General features: G+C 31.3%; 19 protein-coding genes and 1 other annotated feature. Of the genes, 1 reads left to right on the top strand and 18 read right to left on the bottom strand.

The annotated features are described in order from the left end of the window. Nucleotides 1-22 precede the first annotated feature (22 nt). The 18 genes from atpE to metG all read right to left on the bottom strand — a co-directional run bounded on the left by atpE (nucleotide 23) and on the right by metG (nucleotide 13552). Nucleotides 23-268, bottom strand: a complete 246-nt coding sequence (gene atpE, locus UGRO018_RS06410; protein ID WP_416325640.1) for an ATP synthase F0 subunit C — start codon at nucleotides 266-268, stop codon at nucleotides 23-25. Nucleotides 269-298: 30 nt separating this feature from the next. Further along, nucleotides 299-994 (bottom strand): FoF1 ATP synthase subunit A, encoded by a 696-nt coding sequence (locus tag UGRO018_RS06415; protein ID WP_416325641.1) that lies wholly within the window; start codon nucleotides 992-994, stop codon nucleotides 299-301. After that, complete coding sequence (locus tag UGRO018_RS06420) at nucleotides 994-1362, bottom strand: hypothetical protein (RefSeq protein WP_416325642.1); 369 nt, start codon at nucleotides 1360-1362, stop codon at nucleotides 994-996. The genes UGRO018_RS06415 and UGRO018_RS06420 overlap by 1 nt, the downstream gene beginning before the upstream one ends. Beyond that, a complete protein-coding gene (locus UGRO018_RS06425; RefSeq protein ID WP_416325643.1) occupies nucleotides 1355-1543 on the bottom strand; it encodes an AtpZ/AtpI family protein in 189 nt (62 codons plus the stop codon). Before UGRO018_RS06425 ends, UGRO018_RS06420 begins: the two co-directional genes overlap by 8 nt. After that, entirely contained in the window at nucleotides 1544-2164 is a 621-nt protein-coding gene (gene upp / locus UGRO018_RS06430) for a uracil phosphoribosyltransferase (protein WP_416325644.1), read from the bottom strand. It lies immediately after the preceding gene. Between the two features lie 340 nt (nucleotides 2165-2504). After that, nucleotides 2505-3137 carry an ATP-binding cassette domain-containing protein gene (locus UGRO018_RS06435; RefSeq protein ID WP_416325645.1) on the bottom strand — a complete coding sequence of 211 codons (633 nt, stop codon included), beginning with the start codon at nucleotides 3135-3137 and terminating at the stop codon, nucleotides 2505-2507. A gap of 15 nt (nucleotides 3138-3152) precedes the next feature. Continuing rightward, nucleotides 3153-3851: a hypothetical protein gene (locus UGRO018_RS06440; protein ID WP_416325646.1), complete on the bottom strand. Its 699-nt coding sequence runs from the start codon at nucleotides 3849-3851 to the stop codon at nucleotides 3153-3155. A gap of 582 nt (nucleotides 3852-4433) precedes the next feature. Continuing rightward, nucleotides 4434-5261, bottom strand: coding sequence for a hypothetical protein (locus tag UGRO018_RS06445; RefSeq protein WP_416325647.1), 828 nt, complete (start codon nucleotides 5259-5261; stop codon nucleotides 4434-4436). A gap of 47 nt (nucleotides 5262-5308) precedes the next feature. Next, nucleotides 5309-5698: a hypothetical protein gene (locus UGRO018_RS06450; protein ID WP_416325648.1), complete on the bottom strand. Its 390-nt coding sequence runs from the start codon at nucleotides 5696-5698 to the stop codon at nucleotides 5309-5311. A gap of 112 nt (nucleotides 5699-5810) precedes the next feature. Continuing rightward, the gene (locus tag UGRO018_RS06455; RefSeq protein ID WP_416325649.1) at nucleotides 5811-6332 is read right to left on the bottom strand and encodes an accessory gene regulator B family protein; all 522 of its coding nucleotides are present in this window, start codon (nucleotides 6330-6332) and stop codon (nucleotides 5811-5813) included. Between the two features lie 338 nt (nucleotides 6333-6670). Next, nucleotides 6671-7039 (bottom strand): hypothetical protein, encoded by a 369-nt coding sequence (locus UGRO018_RS06460; RefSeq protein WP_416325650.1) that lies wholly within the window; start codon nucleotides 7037-7039, stop codon nucleotides 6671-6673. A gap of 83 nt (nucleotides 7040-7122) precedes the next feature. Next, the gene (locus UGRO018_RS06465; protein WP_416325651.1) at nucleotides 7123-8253 is read right to left on the bottom strand and encodes an ATP-binding protein; all 1131 of its coding nucleotides are present in this window, start codon (nucleotides 8251-8253) and stop codon (nucleotides 7123-7125) included. Between the two features lie 85 nt (nucleotides 8254-8338). Beyond that, nucleotides 8339-9028: a LytR/AlgR family response regulator transcription factor gene (locus UGRO018_RS06470; RefSeq protein WP_416325652.1), complete on the bottom strand. Its 690-nt coding sequence runs from the start codon at nucleotides 9026-9028 to the stop codon at nucleotides 8339-8341. A gap of 135 nt (nucleotides 9029-9163) precedes the next feature. After that, a complete protein-coding gene (locus UGRO018_RS06475) occupies nucleotides 9164-9370 on the bottom strand; it encodes a hypothetical protein (RefSeq protein ID WP_416325653.1) in 207 nt (68 codons plus the stop codon). A 114-nt stretch (nucleotides 9371-9484) separates the two neighbouring features. After that, complete coding sequence (locus UGRO018_RS06480) at nucleotides 9485-9958, bottom strand: hypothetical protein (RefSeq protein ID WP_416325654.1); 474 nt, start codon at nucleotides 9956-9958, stop codon at nucleotides 9485-9487. 583 nt (nucleotides 9959-10541) lie between these two features. After that, the gene (locus UGRO018_RS06485) at nucleotides 10542-11237 is read right to left on the bottom strand and encodes a hypothetical protein (protein WP_416325655.1); all 696 of its coding nucleotides are present in this window, start codon (nucleotides 11235-11237) and stop codon (nucleotides 10542-10544) included. 157 nt (nucleotides 11238-11394) lie between these two features. Further along, nucleotides 11395-11580 carry a hypothetical protein gene (locus UGRO018_RS06490; protein ID WP_416325656.1) on the bottom strand — a complete coding sequence of 62 codons (186 nt, stop codon included), beginning with the start codon at nucleotides 11578-11580 and terminating at the stop codon, nucleotides 11395-11397. Between the two features lies 1 nt (nucleotide 11581). Continuing rightward, on the bottom strand, nucleotides 11582-13552 hold the full coding sequence (gene metG, locus UGRO018_RS06495) for a methionine--tRNA ligase (RefSeq protein ID WP_416325657.1): 1971 nt from the start codon (nucleotides 13550-13552) through the stop codon (nucleotides 11582-11584). A 33-nt stretch (nucleotides 13553-13585) separates the two neighbouring features. Then, nucleotides 13586-13783, bottom strand: a binding site (T-box leader). A 288-nt stretch (nucleotides 13784-14071) separates the two neighbouring features. Between metG and UGRO018_RS06500 the strand changes: the two genes are divergently transcribed. Then, nucleotides 14072-14947 carry a damage-control phosphatase ARMT1 family protein gene (locus tag UGRO018_RS06500; protein WP_416325658.1) on the top strand — a complete coding sequence of 292 codons (876 nt, stop codon included), beginning with the start codon at nucleotides 14072-14074 and terminating at the stop codon, nucleotides 14945-14947. Nucleotides 14948-14954 lie beyond the last annotated feature (7 nt).

A 14954-nucleotide genomic window follows, 5' to 3' on the forward strand; every position in this document is an offset into this window, starting at 1 on the left:
ACTACCTCCTTGTATTGTAATTCTATCCTTTCATGAAAATTAGGATCAATGCGATAACCAATGCATAGATACCGGTTGTTTCGGCCATGGCAATACCAAGAACCATGATACTACGAACCTTACCGGCAGCATCTGGATTTCTACCAACACTTTCAGCACCCTTACTTGCCGCAATACCCTGTCCGATACCAGGACCTAAACCGGCGATCATTGCGATACCAGCACCTAATAAAGCCATACCTTGTACAAAATATTCATTGAATTCCATGTTTAATTTTCCTCCTGTTTCATGGTTTACTTATTCATCCTCACTCGGATATGCATCTGACAAGAAGAAACTTGCCAGTGTGAAGAAGATATAGGTCTGTATCAGACCTGAGAAGATATCGAAATACGCATGTAAGAACGGTGTCACTGCATATCCCAGAACACCAGCAGGCATAAAGCCTCTCATCATAGAATACACCATTCCCACGATGATCGTACCTGCCAACATATTTCCAAATAGACGTAATGATAAGGATACCGGCAAAGCCAGATCTCCTAAGATGTTCAAAGGCAGAAATAGAAAGAATGGATCACATAATCCTTGAATCTTTCCTTTGATACCTTGTTGCTTGATCTCAGTATATCGAACAAGCAAAAACATCATAATTGCCAAAGTACCATTGACACTTAAATTACTTGTCGGTGGCTGAAGTCCGATCAATCCAAGTAAATTACTTGGTGCCATCATAAAAATCAATGTTCCGAAAAATGGCAAATAGGTTCTAGTTCTTTCCTTCAGATTGTCACCAACGATATTGGTTCCTAAATTTGCGATACACTCGCAAACCAAAATGAACCCTTTTGGAGCTTCTTTGGGATCAGCCTTTTTGAATTTATTACCTGCAACGATAAAGAAAACACAAAGAATGACACAAAGAATCAGCCAATTCACGATTGATTGATGAATAAACAGATGAAATCCACCAATCATGATATCAATAGCCACTAATCTACCTCCTTTCTATGCAATACTGCATATACGACGATAGCTGCTTTATGACAAAGCATTCCTACTAACAGTGCAAAGATGTTGATACCCTTGTAAACACTGAACGCAAAAATCAAAGTATATAACGCATATCGTTTTACATAAGAGCTATACCCCTTACCTTTCGCATTCTCGTACAATTCGATATTGGAACACATACGTTCGATCATACCATATCCCAATAAGCCACACATTGCACCGATTACAATACCTAAGGTAATGCTTTGAAAGCTTTCAAACACCGGTAAAGATAAACCACATACTAACAGCATAATGGAGAGGGTGATCTTTCTAATTTCTCTTCCCATTGCTTTCGTTTCATTCATCTTTACTCATTCCCTTCCATAATAAATAGAAATTGGAACCTATGGCATATGCAAGAAGCACCAAAAGGAATATAGGTGTAGAATGCATCAAGCCATCCAGCCAGATTCCCGCTAAGACGCTAAGAATACAGCTGATCAACAGTGTCATCATAAAACGCATCGCTTTCATGACATCTTTCATTTATTTTGTTCCAAAAATTCTGTCTCCTGCATCACCCAAACCCGGAATGATGTAGCCATGTTCATTTAATCTCTCATCAAGTGCTGCTAGATAGATATCTACTTCAGGATGCGCTTTTTCCACAGCCTTGACACCTTCAGGAGCTCCTACAAGACAAACCAAACGAATGTTTTTTGCACCTTGTTTCTTCACCATATCGATGGCCGCAATCGCACTACCACCTGTCGCAAGCATAGGATCTACGATCATTACGATCGCATCTTTCACTTCTTTAGGATACTTCTCAAAATAGGTATGAGGTTCCAAAGTTTCCTCATCTCGATACAATCCGACATGTGCAATTTTTACGGTAGGTATTAAATTACAGATACCATTGACCATACCTAGCCCTGCACGTAAGATCGGAACTAATACAATTTCCTTTTCCATTTCATAGGTTTCGCACGTTGCAACCGGTGTTTCGATCGTGACTTCTTTCAAAGGAATATCACGTGTGATTTCATAAGCCATCAATCCAGCAATCTCATCTAGATTTTGGCGGAAATCTTTGGTCCCACAGTCTTTATTACGCATCTGTGTCAACTTATGCGTAATCAGTGGATGCTTCAAAACTTTTAACATAACCATATCTCCTTATTTTGATACAGCAGATATTCTACCATATCCCTTTTCATACGTGTAACAGACATTTACCCATCTTTGTATGAAATCCGTACACACCGTCATTATTATAGCATGTTTACCCCTTAATTTAAGGCTTTATTTCTATTTTTTTCTTCGTTTTCTCTCATTTAGTATTTTTGCTTTCTTATATATTATACAGAAAGATGTAGTAATCATAAAAATTAAAATGCTATATAAAAAAAACACCACAGATTCAATATCCACGGTGTATACCTATATTGTTTTCAATCTTTCTGCTTATCTAATTACTATTATGATAAGCATATTTTCTCATTCTTTACTTTTTCACTAACTGTAAATTTTCAATTTCTAGCACACTGGTCGCTAAAGATGATATCATATCGTCTGAATGACTTGTCAAAATGAGGATATGTTCTTTATCCTTCATATAATCTAACAACATATCTCTCAATATAATCAATGATTTTTGATCTAACGCATTGGTTGGCTCATCTAGAATTAATATTGCCGGATTTTCTATCATCGCCTGAATGATACGCATTTTTTGTTTCATGCCCTGAGAATATTTTTTGTATTTCTTATTGATACTATCCGCTAACATTAATTTCTCAGCATATCGTGATATTTCTGATTTATCTACTTTCTTATTAATGTCTAACAACATTTTCAAATTTTCATAACCTGAAAGATATGGTATAAATTCATCATTATTGATACTTACTCCGCAATTAGGAAGAAAATCAGTTTCTTTATGCAACTGTTTACCATCACAAAAAATTTCTCCTTTATCAGGAAGAGAAAAGCCACACATCATTTTTAAGAGCACACTTTTACCACAGCCATTTGGACCTTTAATCAGATAAATTTGACCATTTTCAAATACATAATTTAAATCTTGAAATAATTCAATATGTTTATAAGCTTTATTGATATTTTTTAATTCGATCATATATACCTCCTGTATTTATAACTCTTTAGTTTTTAGAACTTTCACTATAAACATGATAAGAAGTATAAGACAAACTCCTATATAAATTAAAACTGTAAAGATATCAGGTCTTCTACTAAAACATATCATATTAATATTTGAATGCAAAAAATAAATGCATAATCCTCCGATTACAAGAAAAACAGAGAGTGAGAAGCAATTTTCTTTCTCATGAAACATTTGAAAATATAGAAACAAAATTGTCAAAACATCAAACAACAAGAAAACTTTTAATAAAAAATAGCAAATATTTATCCATTCGTCTATACTTTTAAAGACAATTCCATTCAAAAGCAAACAAACTATATAAAGCAATATAATCAAACAAATATGAATAACGTTTATCAGCAATTTATTTAAAGATATTTTAATCATATATTTCTTTATATTTGCATATCTAATTAGTTGCATATATTTTAAATCCATATCATTTGCATTCTCTAAGACAAGTGAAATATTACATAAAAGAAAGCTTAAAAAAATGGAAAGTAATGGTAAATTAAAAATCGACATATGCCTTTCTGTTAATGTTTCAATATCATAGAAAACAAAGGATGATACTACACTCACTGTTTCTTCATCGGGCTTTAAATAGATTTGTTTGACAAACCATATTCCAAACAATAAAATCAGAAAGTTTAAAAGCAAAAGCCTAGGATTCATTTTAATATTCACGATATTTCACCACCCTTAATAGATAAATAAAATATATAACAAATAAATAAGGTAATAATTGATCCATGTAATGCCATATATTCGTATCAAACTTCATAATCGGGTAAAATAACAAGTTATATCTTATTACACCGCACTGCATTAAGATAAAACTTAAAGCTGTGAGTATCACCAATAATAGTTCCATGTGCATTAATCTTCTGATCAATTCCGCTGAAAACAGTAACATATCTGATAGTAATAAATTTATAAAAAAGTAAAGAGAAAAGTGTAGGATGCTTAAATCAGTTTGCACACTTTTTACAGCAGATAATAAATTAAATAAGACGATAAATACAACGCTAATCCTAAAGCACAAAGATACTGTTTTTTTAAGTTTTACTCTATATAATCTTTTCATTGTTTTAAATCTTACCAATTGAAAGCAATTAATTTTATTAACAGAAAACAAGTAAAACAAGCTAATTAAATATATCAGTGCACAAAACCAAAATGTACTAATTATATTTGTAAACTTATGAATCACAATAAACACCAAATAAATAGCATATAAAACACATTCTCTTTTAAATGAGAATGTCATTAAGAAACTCCTACTCTTTCTTTAGAGAAAAAGATCTTAATTAACATAACGATAATTAAAACAATTGGTAAAACAAAAGCTAAAAACAAGGCTATAGTACTTGGCTGTTCCATAGATCCAACAACAAAAATCGTATTCGGATATAAATAATCTTTTAGTTTAAATATTGGTAAACTACTTACTAAAGGTATTAATAGAAAATAAAATAAGGTAGGGACTAATACTGAAAGATATTTCTTGTCTGTAATTAACCCAATACACATTGAAATCAAGCTATATATAAAAGTGAATGGAATGCATTTTAAAAATCCTTCTGCTAGATAAAATCCATATCTATGATTCAAATAGAAATCCATACCCATGATATCCGAAAATGTTTCTCTTGTATAACAAAATGATCCATTGGGATCATTAACCTTAGGGAAAATAATCACTCCTATTATCCAAAACACTACAAATGCTCCAAATATGATAATAGATATTACCAAACTATAAAATAGCAATCGTTTCATCAAAGCTTTCCAGTATTTTTCTTGTTTTAATGTAAAAAAATGGAAAAGAAAGCCTTTCTTCTCATATAAAAACCCTAAAGATGCCGTACTAACCAAAACCGGCATAAGAAATTGCATAGGTTTGAATCCTTCAATCATGTACGTATCAAATGTAAGTATCTTTTCTAAATAATCATTTTGTGTTGGGTAAGAATTTGATGATGTAAAAGAAAACAACCCAATTGAAACAGTTTCGCTTGTTAAAAAAAAGAAAAACAAAAAAAACAAAGTTAAAATAAATACAAAATCAAAATATTTATTTCTTCTCAAATTCATACAAGCACTCCTTTCTATATTTTAAAGTTGAGCAAAATCGCCCAACTTTAAAATAATTTCCAATTTCCCCAAATATAAACAGCTGGGTCTATATAATGTTCTCTATCACCATATAGCCAAAACCGATCACCTGGGATTAGTACATTCTGTCTTCCACTTGTAAACGAAGAGCAATAAGGTAATGTCATGACTAAAACATCGTTTTTTGAATTGTCTTTCACTCTAAAATTTACTTTAAATGAATCAGAGCTTGCTGCATCAGTCCAATTAATCGTTACTTTTCTTTCACTATTATTAGGCATAGTCATATAAGAAAATGGCATTTGATAATACTGAACATTTCCCTCCCATGAGCTAGATACAGAAGCCCCATGAATAATGCCTGTCAAGCAAGCGAGCATAACTCCTGGCAATAGAAATTTTATTATCTTTTTCATAAACTTTTTTCCTTCTTTCTTGGTTTATAATACCCATGTGGTGATACATTTCCGTCATAATGTTTGCCAATCCCTAACATGATGTTGGCAACTGCCTTAACTAACTTGTTTTTCATCTTTTTTGCCTCCTCACTGGAAGATATGATATCAACACAACCACTTCAACTAATGTCAGTATTTGGAGAAATCCTTTATATCCTAATATCAGTATCAAAACGCTTAAGCACATAAGCGTAAATGATATATAGAAAGGATTCTTCCATCTATCTTTTATCCCTAACATTAATTGTACAAGTAATATAATAGCTAGCGTAAAGCAACATAAATTTACTTGTAAGCTTGCATATGTGGATAGAATCACTAGAAACACAGAAACTGTAATCATCAAACATTTTGTTATTGTTTTTGCATGATAACCCTCATACATCCTTCGCAATAATTGGAATGTTCCAATAAAGAAAATCGTTTCTACTATCTGGTTAGTAACTAGGCTATATACAATCATGATCACTAATTCAAAAAATTCACTACAAATGATTTCAAATGCATAACGAATACTATCAATTTGTGATTCTCGAATTGCACCATGTCTATGTAACCATTTACCAAATGATGTCCCTATCCGTGCTACCATATCTCTTCCTTTCTAACTTCATTATGCAACCATACTTAAATAAAAACAAGAACCAAAACAACGAGTGACGATTTTTACGCAACGAGTGACGATTTTTCTTATAAAATCAGTAATATTGATTGACAATTGAACGGCTTCCATTATATATCTCTATCAGTTCTTATTAATTCAAAATACTATTTTTATCATTATTTTATAGATTTACAGCTTTTATCAAACATCATAAGTTAAATCTTTCGTATATGAAATAGGACATGCAACAAAAAGACAATTACCCCATAGATTATTACCCTCTTACGTTTCCTTATTCATATTACTTGTGTCCAAGTGTTATTATCTTACTCATACTCAATTATGATTGGAATTTTTGAGCGCTGTTGAAATACACAAATTGATGTTCCTTTTTCAATTTTAAACACGTCTTTTTCTAATCGTAACAATATTGATTTCCCATCATCAGGACTAAGTTGATATTCTCCATTCTTAATTTCCTTATACATCCCGGATGAATCAACAATGTAGTGATCACTTTCATAACTAAAACACTCATAAGTTCCATCTTCATAAAAATTAAAATATAAGTCGCTACATCCCTCACTTTGATAAGTACCTATAAGTATGTGTGTTTTTATATTTCTTTGATTAAATAAGATAAATATCATAATGACGATGATGACGACAACGATCCTTCCATACCATTTTCTCATATTAGTCTATCCTTTCTTTTTTGACTTTCTTCACATCAAATGAAACATTTCATAAGAACCAAAACAACGAGTGACGATTTTTCTTATAAAATCAGTAATATTGATTGTGTAAAGATGCTTTCCTTTATGACAATTGAACTAGTTCCATCATACTTCTCTATCAGTTCTTTGATGTATGATTCACTGAAGGAATCATTCTTCTTACTCTCTGTATCATAATAATAGCTTTCATATAAATTAAGCTCATAATCGTTACCTTTTAATTCAAAATAATAATTTTTATCATCATGCTGTTTTATAGATTTACAGCTTTTATCAAGTATCATGGTAATGAAAGATAATAAATCTGTGGTATTCATAGGAATATGCTCAGGTATCTGTAATTTGATATGAAATAAAATCATTGGATATTCCTTCATTTTTTGTCGTAATACATGGTCTACGTAAATATTTAAGCATAATGGTGTTACGTGAGAAAACACGAACGATTTCATCCATTGATTGATATATTCATGGATCTTATCTGTTTCATTTCGATTAGCCATATCATCTATTTCCAACATTTGATTTTTAACATCATGGATCAGAATTTGAGTTTGCTTATGTTCTAATGATATTTCATCAATCTGTTGTTCCGTCAAAGCAATTAATTGTTGAAACATACCTGCATGGTAATTTTTCTTCATAAGTATGTTATATGTTAACGAAAAATAAAGTATACAAAAGGCAATGATTTCAATTAAAATCATCGCAATCATCCAATTCTGATTGCCTTCTGAGAGTTGTAAAATATAAGATGCCAAAATGCCACAAATACTTAGACAAATGATAGTTATCATAAAGGTTTTGTTACTTGTATCAAATTCTACTTTTCTTAATTGTGAAAGAATTAAGTACATCATTAGAATAATGCATGCTTTGATTACTATGGTAAAGATGATTCTATACATACCAAAGATAAGCGTTAAGCCAATATTAATTGATATCATATTTGCAAGATTAACACATAAGGATAATAAGAATAAAAACAAGGAAGAAATCATTAACGCATTTAAAGAATTGTTTATATTTTTCTTTTTTCCATATAGAAAAAGAAATAGAAAAATAAAAATATTATCTTTTACTGAACTTATGAATTTTGGTAAAATAAATAATTCACTTGCATATTGAATCAAAGCCATCATCAAAATTGCTATGAAAAATCTTTTTTTCATATTTATTTTTTCATGATTAAGATATAGGTAGAAATATAATAGGAAAGCATAATCTGCCAGACTAAACAAATATTCAATTATAAATTCAATCATAGTGATACCTCGAAGCCTGATAAGCATTCTTGAATTTTGACCATACACGATCACTTACTTTAAGTTTTTTATTTCCCAGTATCAGAACTTCGTGTGTATCTTTCATCAACTGTTTAATTTTTTTTAAATTCACAATGTGCGTCCTATTTATTTTGTAAAAATCATTAGAAAGCATTTTTTCAACCTCTCTTAATGATCGTGCTGTTAAATATAATATTTCTCCATTCGTCATTCTCAAACAAACCGTATGTTCTAAATAATAAAGATACAAAACTTCACTTTCCTTGAGATCAATTTTTCCATTCAACGTATCAAAAACATAACTCTTTTTAGATAAAATTTCTTTTTCAACAATATGTATTTGATTTAATAGCCTTTCCTCTATCAAATTTTTGGGTACAAACCCCATAACATTTATTTCGAACGCATCAATCATATATTCATTATGAGAAGAAACATAGATGACATAGCAATGTTTTTGTGGATGACACTTGATATATTCGATACCATGTTCTTCTTGTAATTCAATATCAAGCAATAAAAGATCAAAAACATTCTGATTCTGTTCATATTCAAGAATACTAGAAAATGTAAAAACATCATTTTCTGAATATTCTTGTATCACAATATTTTTGATTTTATTTCTCATGTTTTCACTATCATCTAAAATTGCTATTTTCACAATAATTCCCCTCTATTCTTTTTTATTATATCACATCTTTAAAGAAAATATATAATTCTACTGAATAAGCAATTTTATTAATACAAAAGAAGACACTATAGATGCTATATCTATAGTGCCTTTAGAATAATATTTTTACTTTCGTTCTTCTAATTTATCCAATATTACCAAGATACCACCACCCATAAAAAGCATTAAATAGACACCACTTAGAAAAATAAATCGATACAAGTTATCTATCATATCTAAACCTTCTCTATTTCCATGCGGAAACATCGCTACCGTAATAAAACATAATACTACACCTGCTAATATTAATAGAAACCCTATTTTTCTTTTCATATATTTATTTCTCCTCGTTGTGCTTTTAAGCTATCATTACTTATTAAATATAATCATGTTTTATCGTCCTATATTACCAAAGCAATAACATGCCTACTGCTTGATATCATTGCTTCATTCAGAAATAGTTACTTTATATGTGTCTGATTCTTTTTCGAAATTTAGTTTGACATCATCTCGTACTTCCAGTACGACCTTATCATTCTGTATAACATCAAATTCACTATGCAAACGAATATTTTTTTCATCTTCCATAGTCAAGGTTGCATCAGCTTCCCCAATCTTAGGTGTATTACTTGCTACGATCTTTGTCCCTTTTTTCACATCAACATTGACAATACTATTCACAGATTTATCGAAATCTCTTTTTTCATCTAATGGTATATATACTGTGTAGATTACTTGATAATCCCCTTCACTATATTCCAAAACTGTTTTTAAACCTTCTTTATGAAATTCTTCATTCATATCATAAATTTCTGTACTAGTGACCTTCATTTCCTCTTTTTTTATTTCCTGTTTCTTATTACATCCTCCTACAACGATGAGCAAACATGCGAATAAAATCACCATAACACTCTTTTTCATGAAATTTCCTCCTTTTCTAAATCATGAATCTAGCTATTATCATACATTTAAGTTAATGTCTTATCCTCTATTGATTTTCCTTCTAAATAGTTATCTTTTTTTAGCAAAATATCTATAAACAAGTGCTATTATGACACAAATGATAACTACAACATACCAATAATCGTATAGATGCTCAGCAATCATAACCTCAAACATATTTTGCCTCCATTCTCTTACATAATGTAAGTAGCTAATGAGTAGTTCTTATACATGTGATATCACGTAAATTGTATAGAACGATACCCCTCTTTATACCTTAATTATGTAACCGCTTTTATAGAAAGTCAAGAACATTATGCACTATGAATAACCAAAAAATGATAAATGACTATTTCATTTATTTTTAGCTAATATGCAATCTTCTAATATTTCAAAGAATAATCACAAACTTCATATGTTTCATCAATTCACAGATCTAATATAAACATATGATCTTTATCACTTGTGATATAGTTTTAAAATAATCAGAAACTCAACATTCTATATAAAGCTTTCTATGGTTCATTTAACTAAAAGGCTTCTATGAAACACACCTTTTATCTCAACTCTTATAAATCAACTCATCTACAACTTCTATATCTACCACTTCACTTGTCACATTACCATGACCATCGCTTGCTTTTATGGTCATTTTATATATACCAGGGTTTTCTACATCAAGCTCATTTCCCGCTTGAGCTTGTAAAGCTTCACGAGTACCTTCTTCATCCTTTGCATCCGTAAAGACGACAATATAACCTTGATAGAACTTATTGAATTGATCACATTGTTTTATGTCTTCTTTTCCATTTCCTTTTTTATCGGTTACTTTCATAACCTGTGTTGTATCAAACAATTTATTTACCATGACCTTTTTATCACCTGAAAAGCTAATTTCAGGACTATGAGTATCATCAATCAAAATTGGAAACATACCTTGATATTCTTTTCCATCATATTCAACAACAACTTTCATATCTTGAATTTTTCCAACATTATCTGCATCATATTCGTAATGAACTTTAATATCATTACGATCTACATCTTCATTTAGTTTAAAATACATATCATCTTGAAAGTTAGGTTCCTCTCCCCATTCAATCACTTTTGTACCTTTTCCATCTAATCCTCCTTGGGCAGTTGAAAATGTCACAGGTGCTTCTTTAGATGATGATGGATTTGATTGATTACAGCCGGTTAATAGAATCAAACAAGTGGATATTGCGATAACATATGATAACTTCGCTCTCTTTTTCATAAAAGTTCTCCTTTCTTTCTATCATTTTAGATATCCCTCTTCTATCTTTATTATGATACCTTATTCATAGCTAGTCAAGATAAAGTGTAACGAATGATGTATTTCGTCAATGAATCATCATTGGTAATAGGGTAAATAAAAAGCAGAGAAATGATGATTATTTCTCTACTTCTTTACAAGCCTTTCTAAAAATGATAAAACGTACAATTCCTAACACCAATAACCCAATACCAATGATCATCATAAGAATTTGATCTGTGCAAATACCATCATAAATAAAGAATGCTGCAACCAAAATGAGTAATATAGAAGATGCGATCGTTCTTATCATTCCTGCGTTCATATTAGCTTACCTTCGTTCCATTAGGTAAGTCTTTCGCTATAGTGACGATATCAAGATCGCTATCGTTACTAGCACAAAGAATCATACCCTGACTTTCTACCCCACGCAATGAAACCGGTTTAAGATTTGTCACAACAACGACCTTTTTTCCAACTACTTCTTCAGGTTTGAAGGTGCCTGCAATTCCACTTACAATTTGACGAGTTTCATCACCTAGATCAATTTGTTCAACCAATAAACGGTCAGCCTTAGGATGCTTTTCTGCGGATAAGATCGTTCCTACTTTCAATTCAACCTTTGTGAAATCTTCAATACTGATTTCAGGTTTTACTTCATCTTTTGTTGCTTTCTTATCTGCTTTTTTTGCTTCCTTAGCTTCTTTTTTCTTATCCTCTTCCAGTGTTTTCATGAATTCTTTCACATCAATTCTTGCGAATAAAATTTCCGGTTTAGAATCAACAGTGTGTCCACATTCCAGATTTCCGAATTCTTTCAAGCTTTCGGCATCACGCTCACTGGTACTTAATTCATCTAAAATCTTATCTGATGTTTCCGGCATATAACTACTTAATAATACTGCGGCAAAACGAATACTTTCTAACAAATTATACAATACGGTTGCCAAACGATCTTTTTTCGCTTCATCTTTTGCCAAAGCCCAAGGTTCTGTTTCATCAATGTATTTATTACATCTTTTCAACAAAGTAAAGATTTCTTCGATTGCATCTCCAACATGAAGCGTATTCATCTTTTCTTCTACACGTTTTGGTGTATCTATCGCAAGATTGATCAATTCCTTATCAATTTCTTCACTTTCTAATGGATTACTGATCACACCATTGAAATACTTATTTTGCATACTAATGGTACGATTTACTAAATTTCCTAAAACATTCGCAAGATCAGAATTTACACGTTCTACCATCAAATCCCAAGTAATGGTTCCATCCTGTGCAAATGGCATTTCATGTAATACAAAGTAACGAACTGCATCTACTCCAAAGTAATGAACCAATTCATCTGCATAAATTGCATTACCTTTTGACTTTGACATTTTTCCATCGCCTACCAATAACCATGGATGACCAAATACCTGTTTTGGTAATGGTTCTCCAAGTGCCATCAGCATAATTGGCCAATAGATCGTATGGAAACGTAAGATATCCTTACCAATAATATGAACATCTGCTGGCCAGAATTTCTTATAATTTTCACCATGGTTTCCATCTGCATCATATCCTAAAGATGTAATATAGTTACTTAATGCATCTACCCATACATAAACAACATGGTTTGGGTCAAAATCTACAGGAATTCCCCATTTAAAGCTAGTACGTGAAACACACAAATCTTGAAGTCCCGGTTTCAAGAAGTTATTGATCATTTCATTTTTTCTTGATTCAGGCTGAATAAATTCAGGATGTTCTTCAATATGTTGAATCAGTTTAGGTGCATATTTCTGTAAATTAAAGAAATAAGCTTCTTCTGTTGCTTTTTGTACAGGTCTACCACAATCCGGACATTTTCCATCAACTAGCTGACTTTCCGTCCAGAAAGATTCACAAGGTGTACAATACATTCCTTCATAAGTACTTTTATAAATATCACCCTGCTCATATAACTTTTTGAAAATCTTTTGAACCTGTCGTTCATGATAATCATCTGTTGTACGAACAAAATAATCATAACTTGTATTCATCATATCGAAGTTTTTACGTACAATTCCTGCTACATTGTCCACAAATTCTTTTGGTGTCACGCCGGCTTCTTTTGCTTTTTCCTCAATCTTTTGACCATGTTCATCGGTTCCTGTCTGAAAAAACACATCATAGCCTTGTTGACGTTTGTAACGTGCTATCGCATCCGTTAATACGATTTCATATGTATTTCCGATATGTGGTCTACCGGAAGTATATGTTATCGCAGTTGTGATATAATACTTGCCTTTTTTGTTATTACAATTTTCACACATACTCTTAGCCTCCTAAAATATAAAAAGCCTTCGCCAAAGGACGAAAGCTCGTGGTACCACCTTTATTCGTGCATGTCTGCACCTTGATCGTTAACGCCGACAACGTCTTTTCCTAATTGTTCAGAAAAGCGGTTCCAGGGCCATCTTCTCTTATCCTTCCATACAGATTTTCACCAACCATCTGCTCTCTACCATTTCCAGATAACATACTCTTCCTGTCTTGACCTTTGCTATCATTATATAGAATTGTATCCCTATTTACAAGGGTTAAACTGAAAATTTCAATCTCAGATCACACTTTCCGGTATAAGTAATCTAAATAGAGTCGTATAATGACCCACGAAATGATTACGTTTACAAATCATCTAGTTACCCTTTTGTTTTTTTATAAAATCAGTATGCTTGATATTTGCATCTTTTGTTAACTTTTCTTTCTCACTATCGTTCCTATCTGTTAAAATAAGATTGGCAAAGTGAATGATACTTTTAAATAATAAGAAAGATAGGTGTTAGATTATTATGCACAAAGATTGTATTCAATGCGATATAAAACAATCAGATAAGATAAAGAAAATGTTATCTTTAGATTCAGAAAAAGAATGTCAACTGAATGAAATCATAGCCTCTTATCTAAAAACAGTTGATATGCGTAAGACAAATCCGGAAGTCATGGGAGAACTATGGAGTAAGATTTCAGAATATTTAGGCAATCAAGATCCCTATAAAAGTATAAAAACGTATTATAATCTAGAACTTATGAAATATGAAAACCATATCAGCAACCTCATTTACAACTCATCTGATAAATTTAAAACAGCACTCAAAATCAGCATCGTTGGAAATTTAATAGATTTTTCCTCAAACCATACCTTTGATATCAATACACTACTTGAAATGATAGATAACATATTAAACAATGATTTGGCCATCGACGATAGTCTATCCTTATTCAATGAATTGAAAGAAGCAAAAAATGTATTATATCTAGCAGATAATTGTGGAGAAATCGTTTTGGATAAAATTTTCATTCGTCATATAAAGAAATTATTTCCTAAGATAAATGTTTATTATGGTGTAAGAGGTGCACCGATTGTAAATGACGTAACATTGGAAGATGCAAAACAAGTTAATATGCAAGAAGTCGCAACAATAATATCAAACGGTGATATTGCTTTAGGTACTGTTTTGAACCACACTTCTTTCGCATTTCGGAATATTTTTGATAACAGTGATGTGATCATCAGTAAAGGACAAGGAAATTACGAAGGACTTCTTGGAAATAACAAAAAGAATCTATTCTTCCTGTTTATGGCAAAATGTAATTTGATTGCTTCCCCTTTACATATACCAAAGTTATCTATTATTTGTATGCAAAATAAGAAGAAAAGAGGATAAAACTATT

The organism is Hoskinsella mucinilytica, from assembly GCF_045223415.1.
GTDB lineage: Bacteria > Bacillota_I > Bacilli_A > Erysipelotrichales > Erysipelotrichaceae > Hoskinsella > Hoskinsella mucinilytica.

What these genes read in the sequence shown, in the direction of transcription:
- atpE (WP_416325640.1), bottom strand. Translation starts at nt 268, where the DNA reads ATGGAATTCAATGAATATTTTGTACAAGGTATGGCTTTATTAGGTGCT.
- UGRO018_RS06420 (WP_416325642.1), bottom strand. Translation starts at nt 1,362, where the DNA reads ATGAATGAAACGAAAGCAATGGGAAGAGAAATTAGAAAGATCACCCTC.
- UGRO018_RS06425 (WP_416325643.1), bottom strand. Translation starts at nt 1,543, where the DNA reads ATGAAAGATGTCATGAAAGCGATGCGTTTTATGATGACACTGTTGATC.
- upp (WP_416325644.1), bottom strand. Translation starts at nt 2,164, where the DNA reads ATGTTAAAAGTTTTGAAGCATCCACTGATTACGCATAAGTTGACACAG.
- UGRO018_RS06435 (WP_416325645.1), bottom strand. Translation starts at nt 3,137, where the DNA reads ATGATCGAATTAAAAAATATCAATAAAGCTTATAAACATATTGAATTA.
- UGRO018_RS06445 (WP_416325647.1), bottom strand. Translation starts at nt 5,261, where the DNA reads ATGAATTTGAGAAGAAATAAATATTTTGATTTTGTATTTATTTTAACT.
- UGRO018_RS06450 (WP_416325648.1), bottom strand. Translation starts at nt 5,698, where the DNA reads ATGAAAAAGATAATAAAATTTCTATTGCCAGGAGTTATGCTCGCTTGC.
- UGRO018_RS06455 (WP_416325649.1), bottom strand. Translation starts at nt 6,332, where the DNA reads ATGGTAGCACGGATAGGGACATCATTTGGTAAATGGTTACATAGACAT.
- UGRO018_RS06460 (WP_416325650.1), bottom strand. Translation starts at nt 7,039, where the DNA reads ATGAGAAAATGGTATGGAAGGATCGTTGTCGTCATCATCGTCATTATG.
- UGRO018_RS06465 (WP_416325651.1), bottom strand. Translation starts at nt 8,253, where the DNA reads ATGAAAAAAAGATTTTTCATAGCAATTTTGATGATGGCTTTGATTCAA.
- UGRO018_RS06475 (WP_416325653.1), bottom strand. Translation starts at nt 9,370, where the DNA reads ATGAAAAGAAAAATAGGGTTTCTATTAATATTAGCAGGTGTAGTATTA.
- UGRO018_RS06480 (WP_416325654.1), bottom strand. Translation starts at nt 9,958, where the DNA reads ATGAAAAAGAGTGTTATGGTGATTTTATTCGCATGTTTGCTCATCGTT.
- UGRO018_RS06485 (WP_416325655.1), bottom strand. Translation starts at nt 11,237, where the DNA reads ATGAAAAAGAGAGCGAAGTTATCATATGTTATCGCAATATCCACTTGT.
- UGRO018_RS06490 (WP_416325656.1), bottom strand. Translation starts at nt 11,580, where the DNA reads ATGAACGCAGGAATGATAAGAACGATCGCATCTTCTATATTACTCATT.
- metG (WP_416325657.1), bottom strand. Translation starts at nt 13,552, where the DNA reads ATGTGTGAAAATTGTAATAACAAAAAAGGCAAGTATTATATCACAACT.
- UGRO018_RS06500 (WP_416325658.1), top strand. Translation starts at nt 14,072, where the DNA reads ATGCACAAAGATTGTATTCAATGCGATATAAAACAATCAGATAAGATA.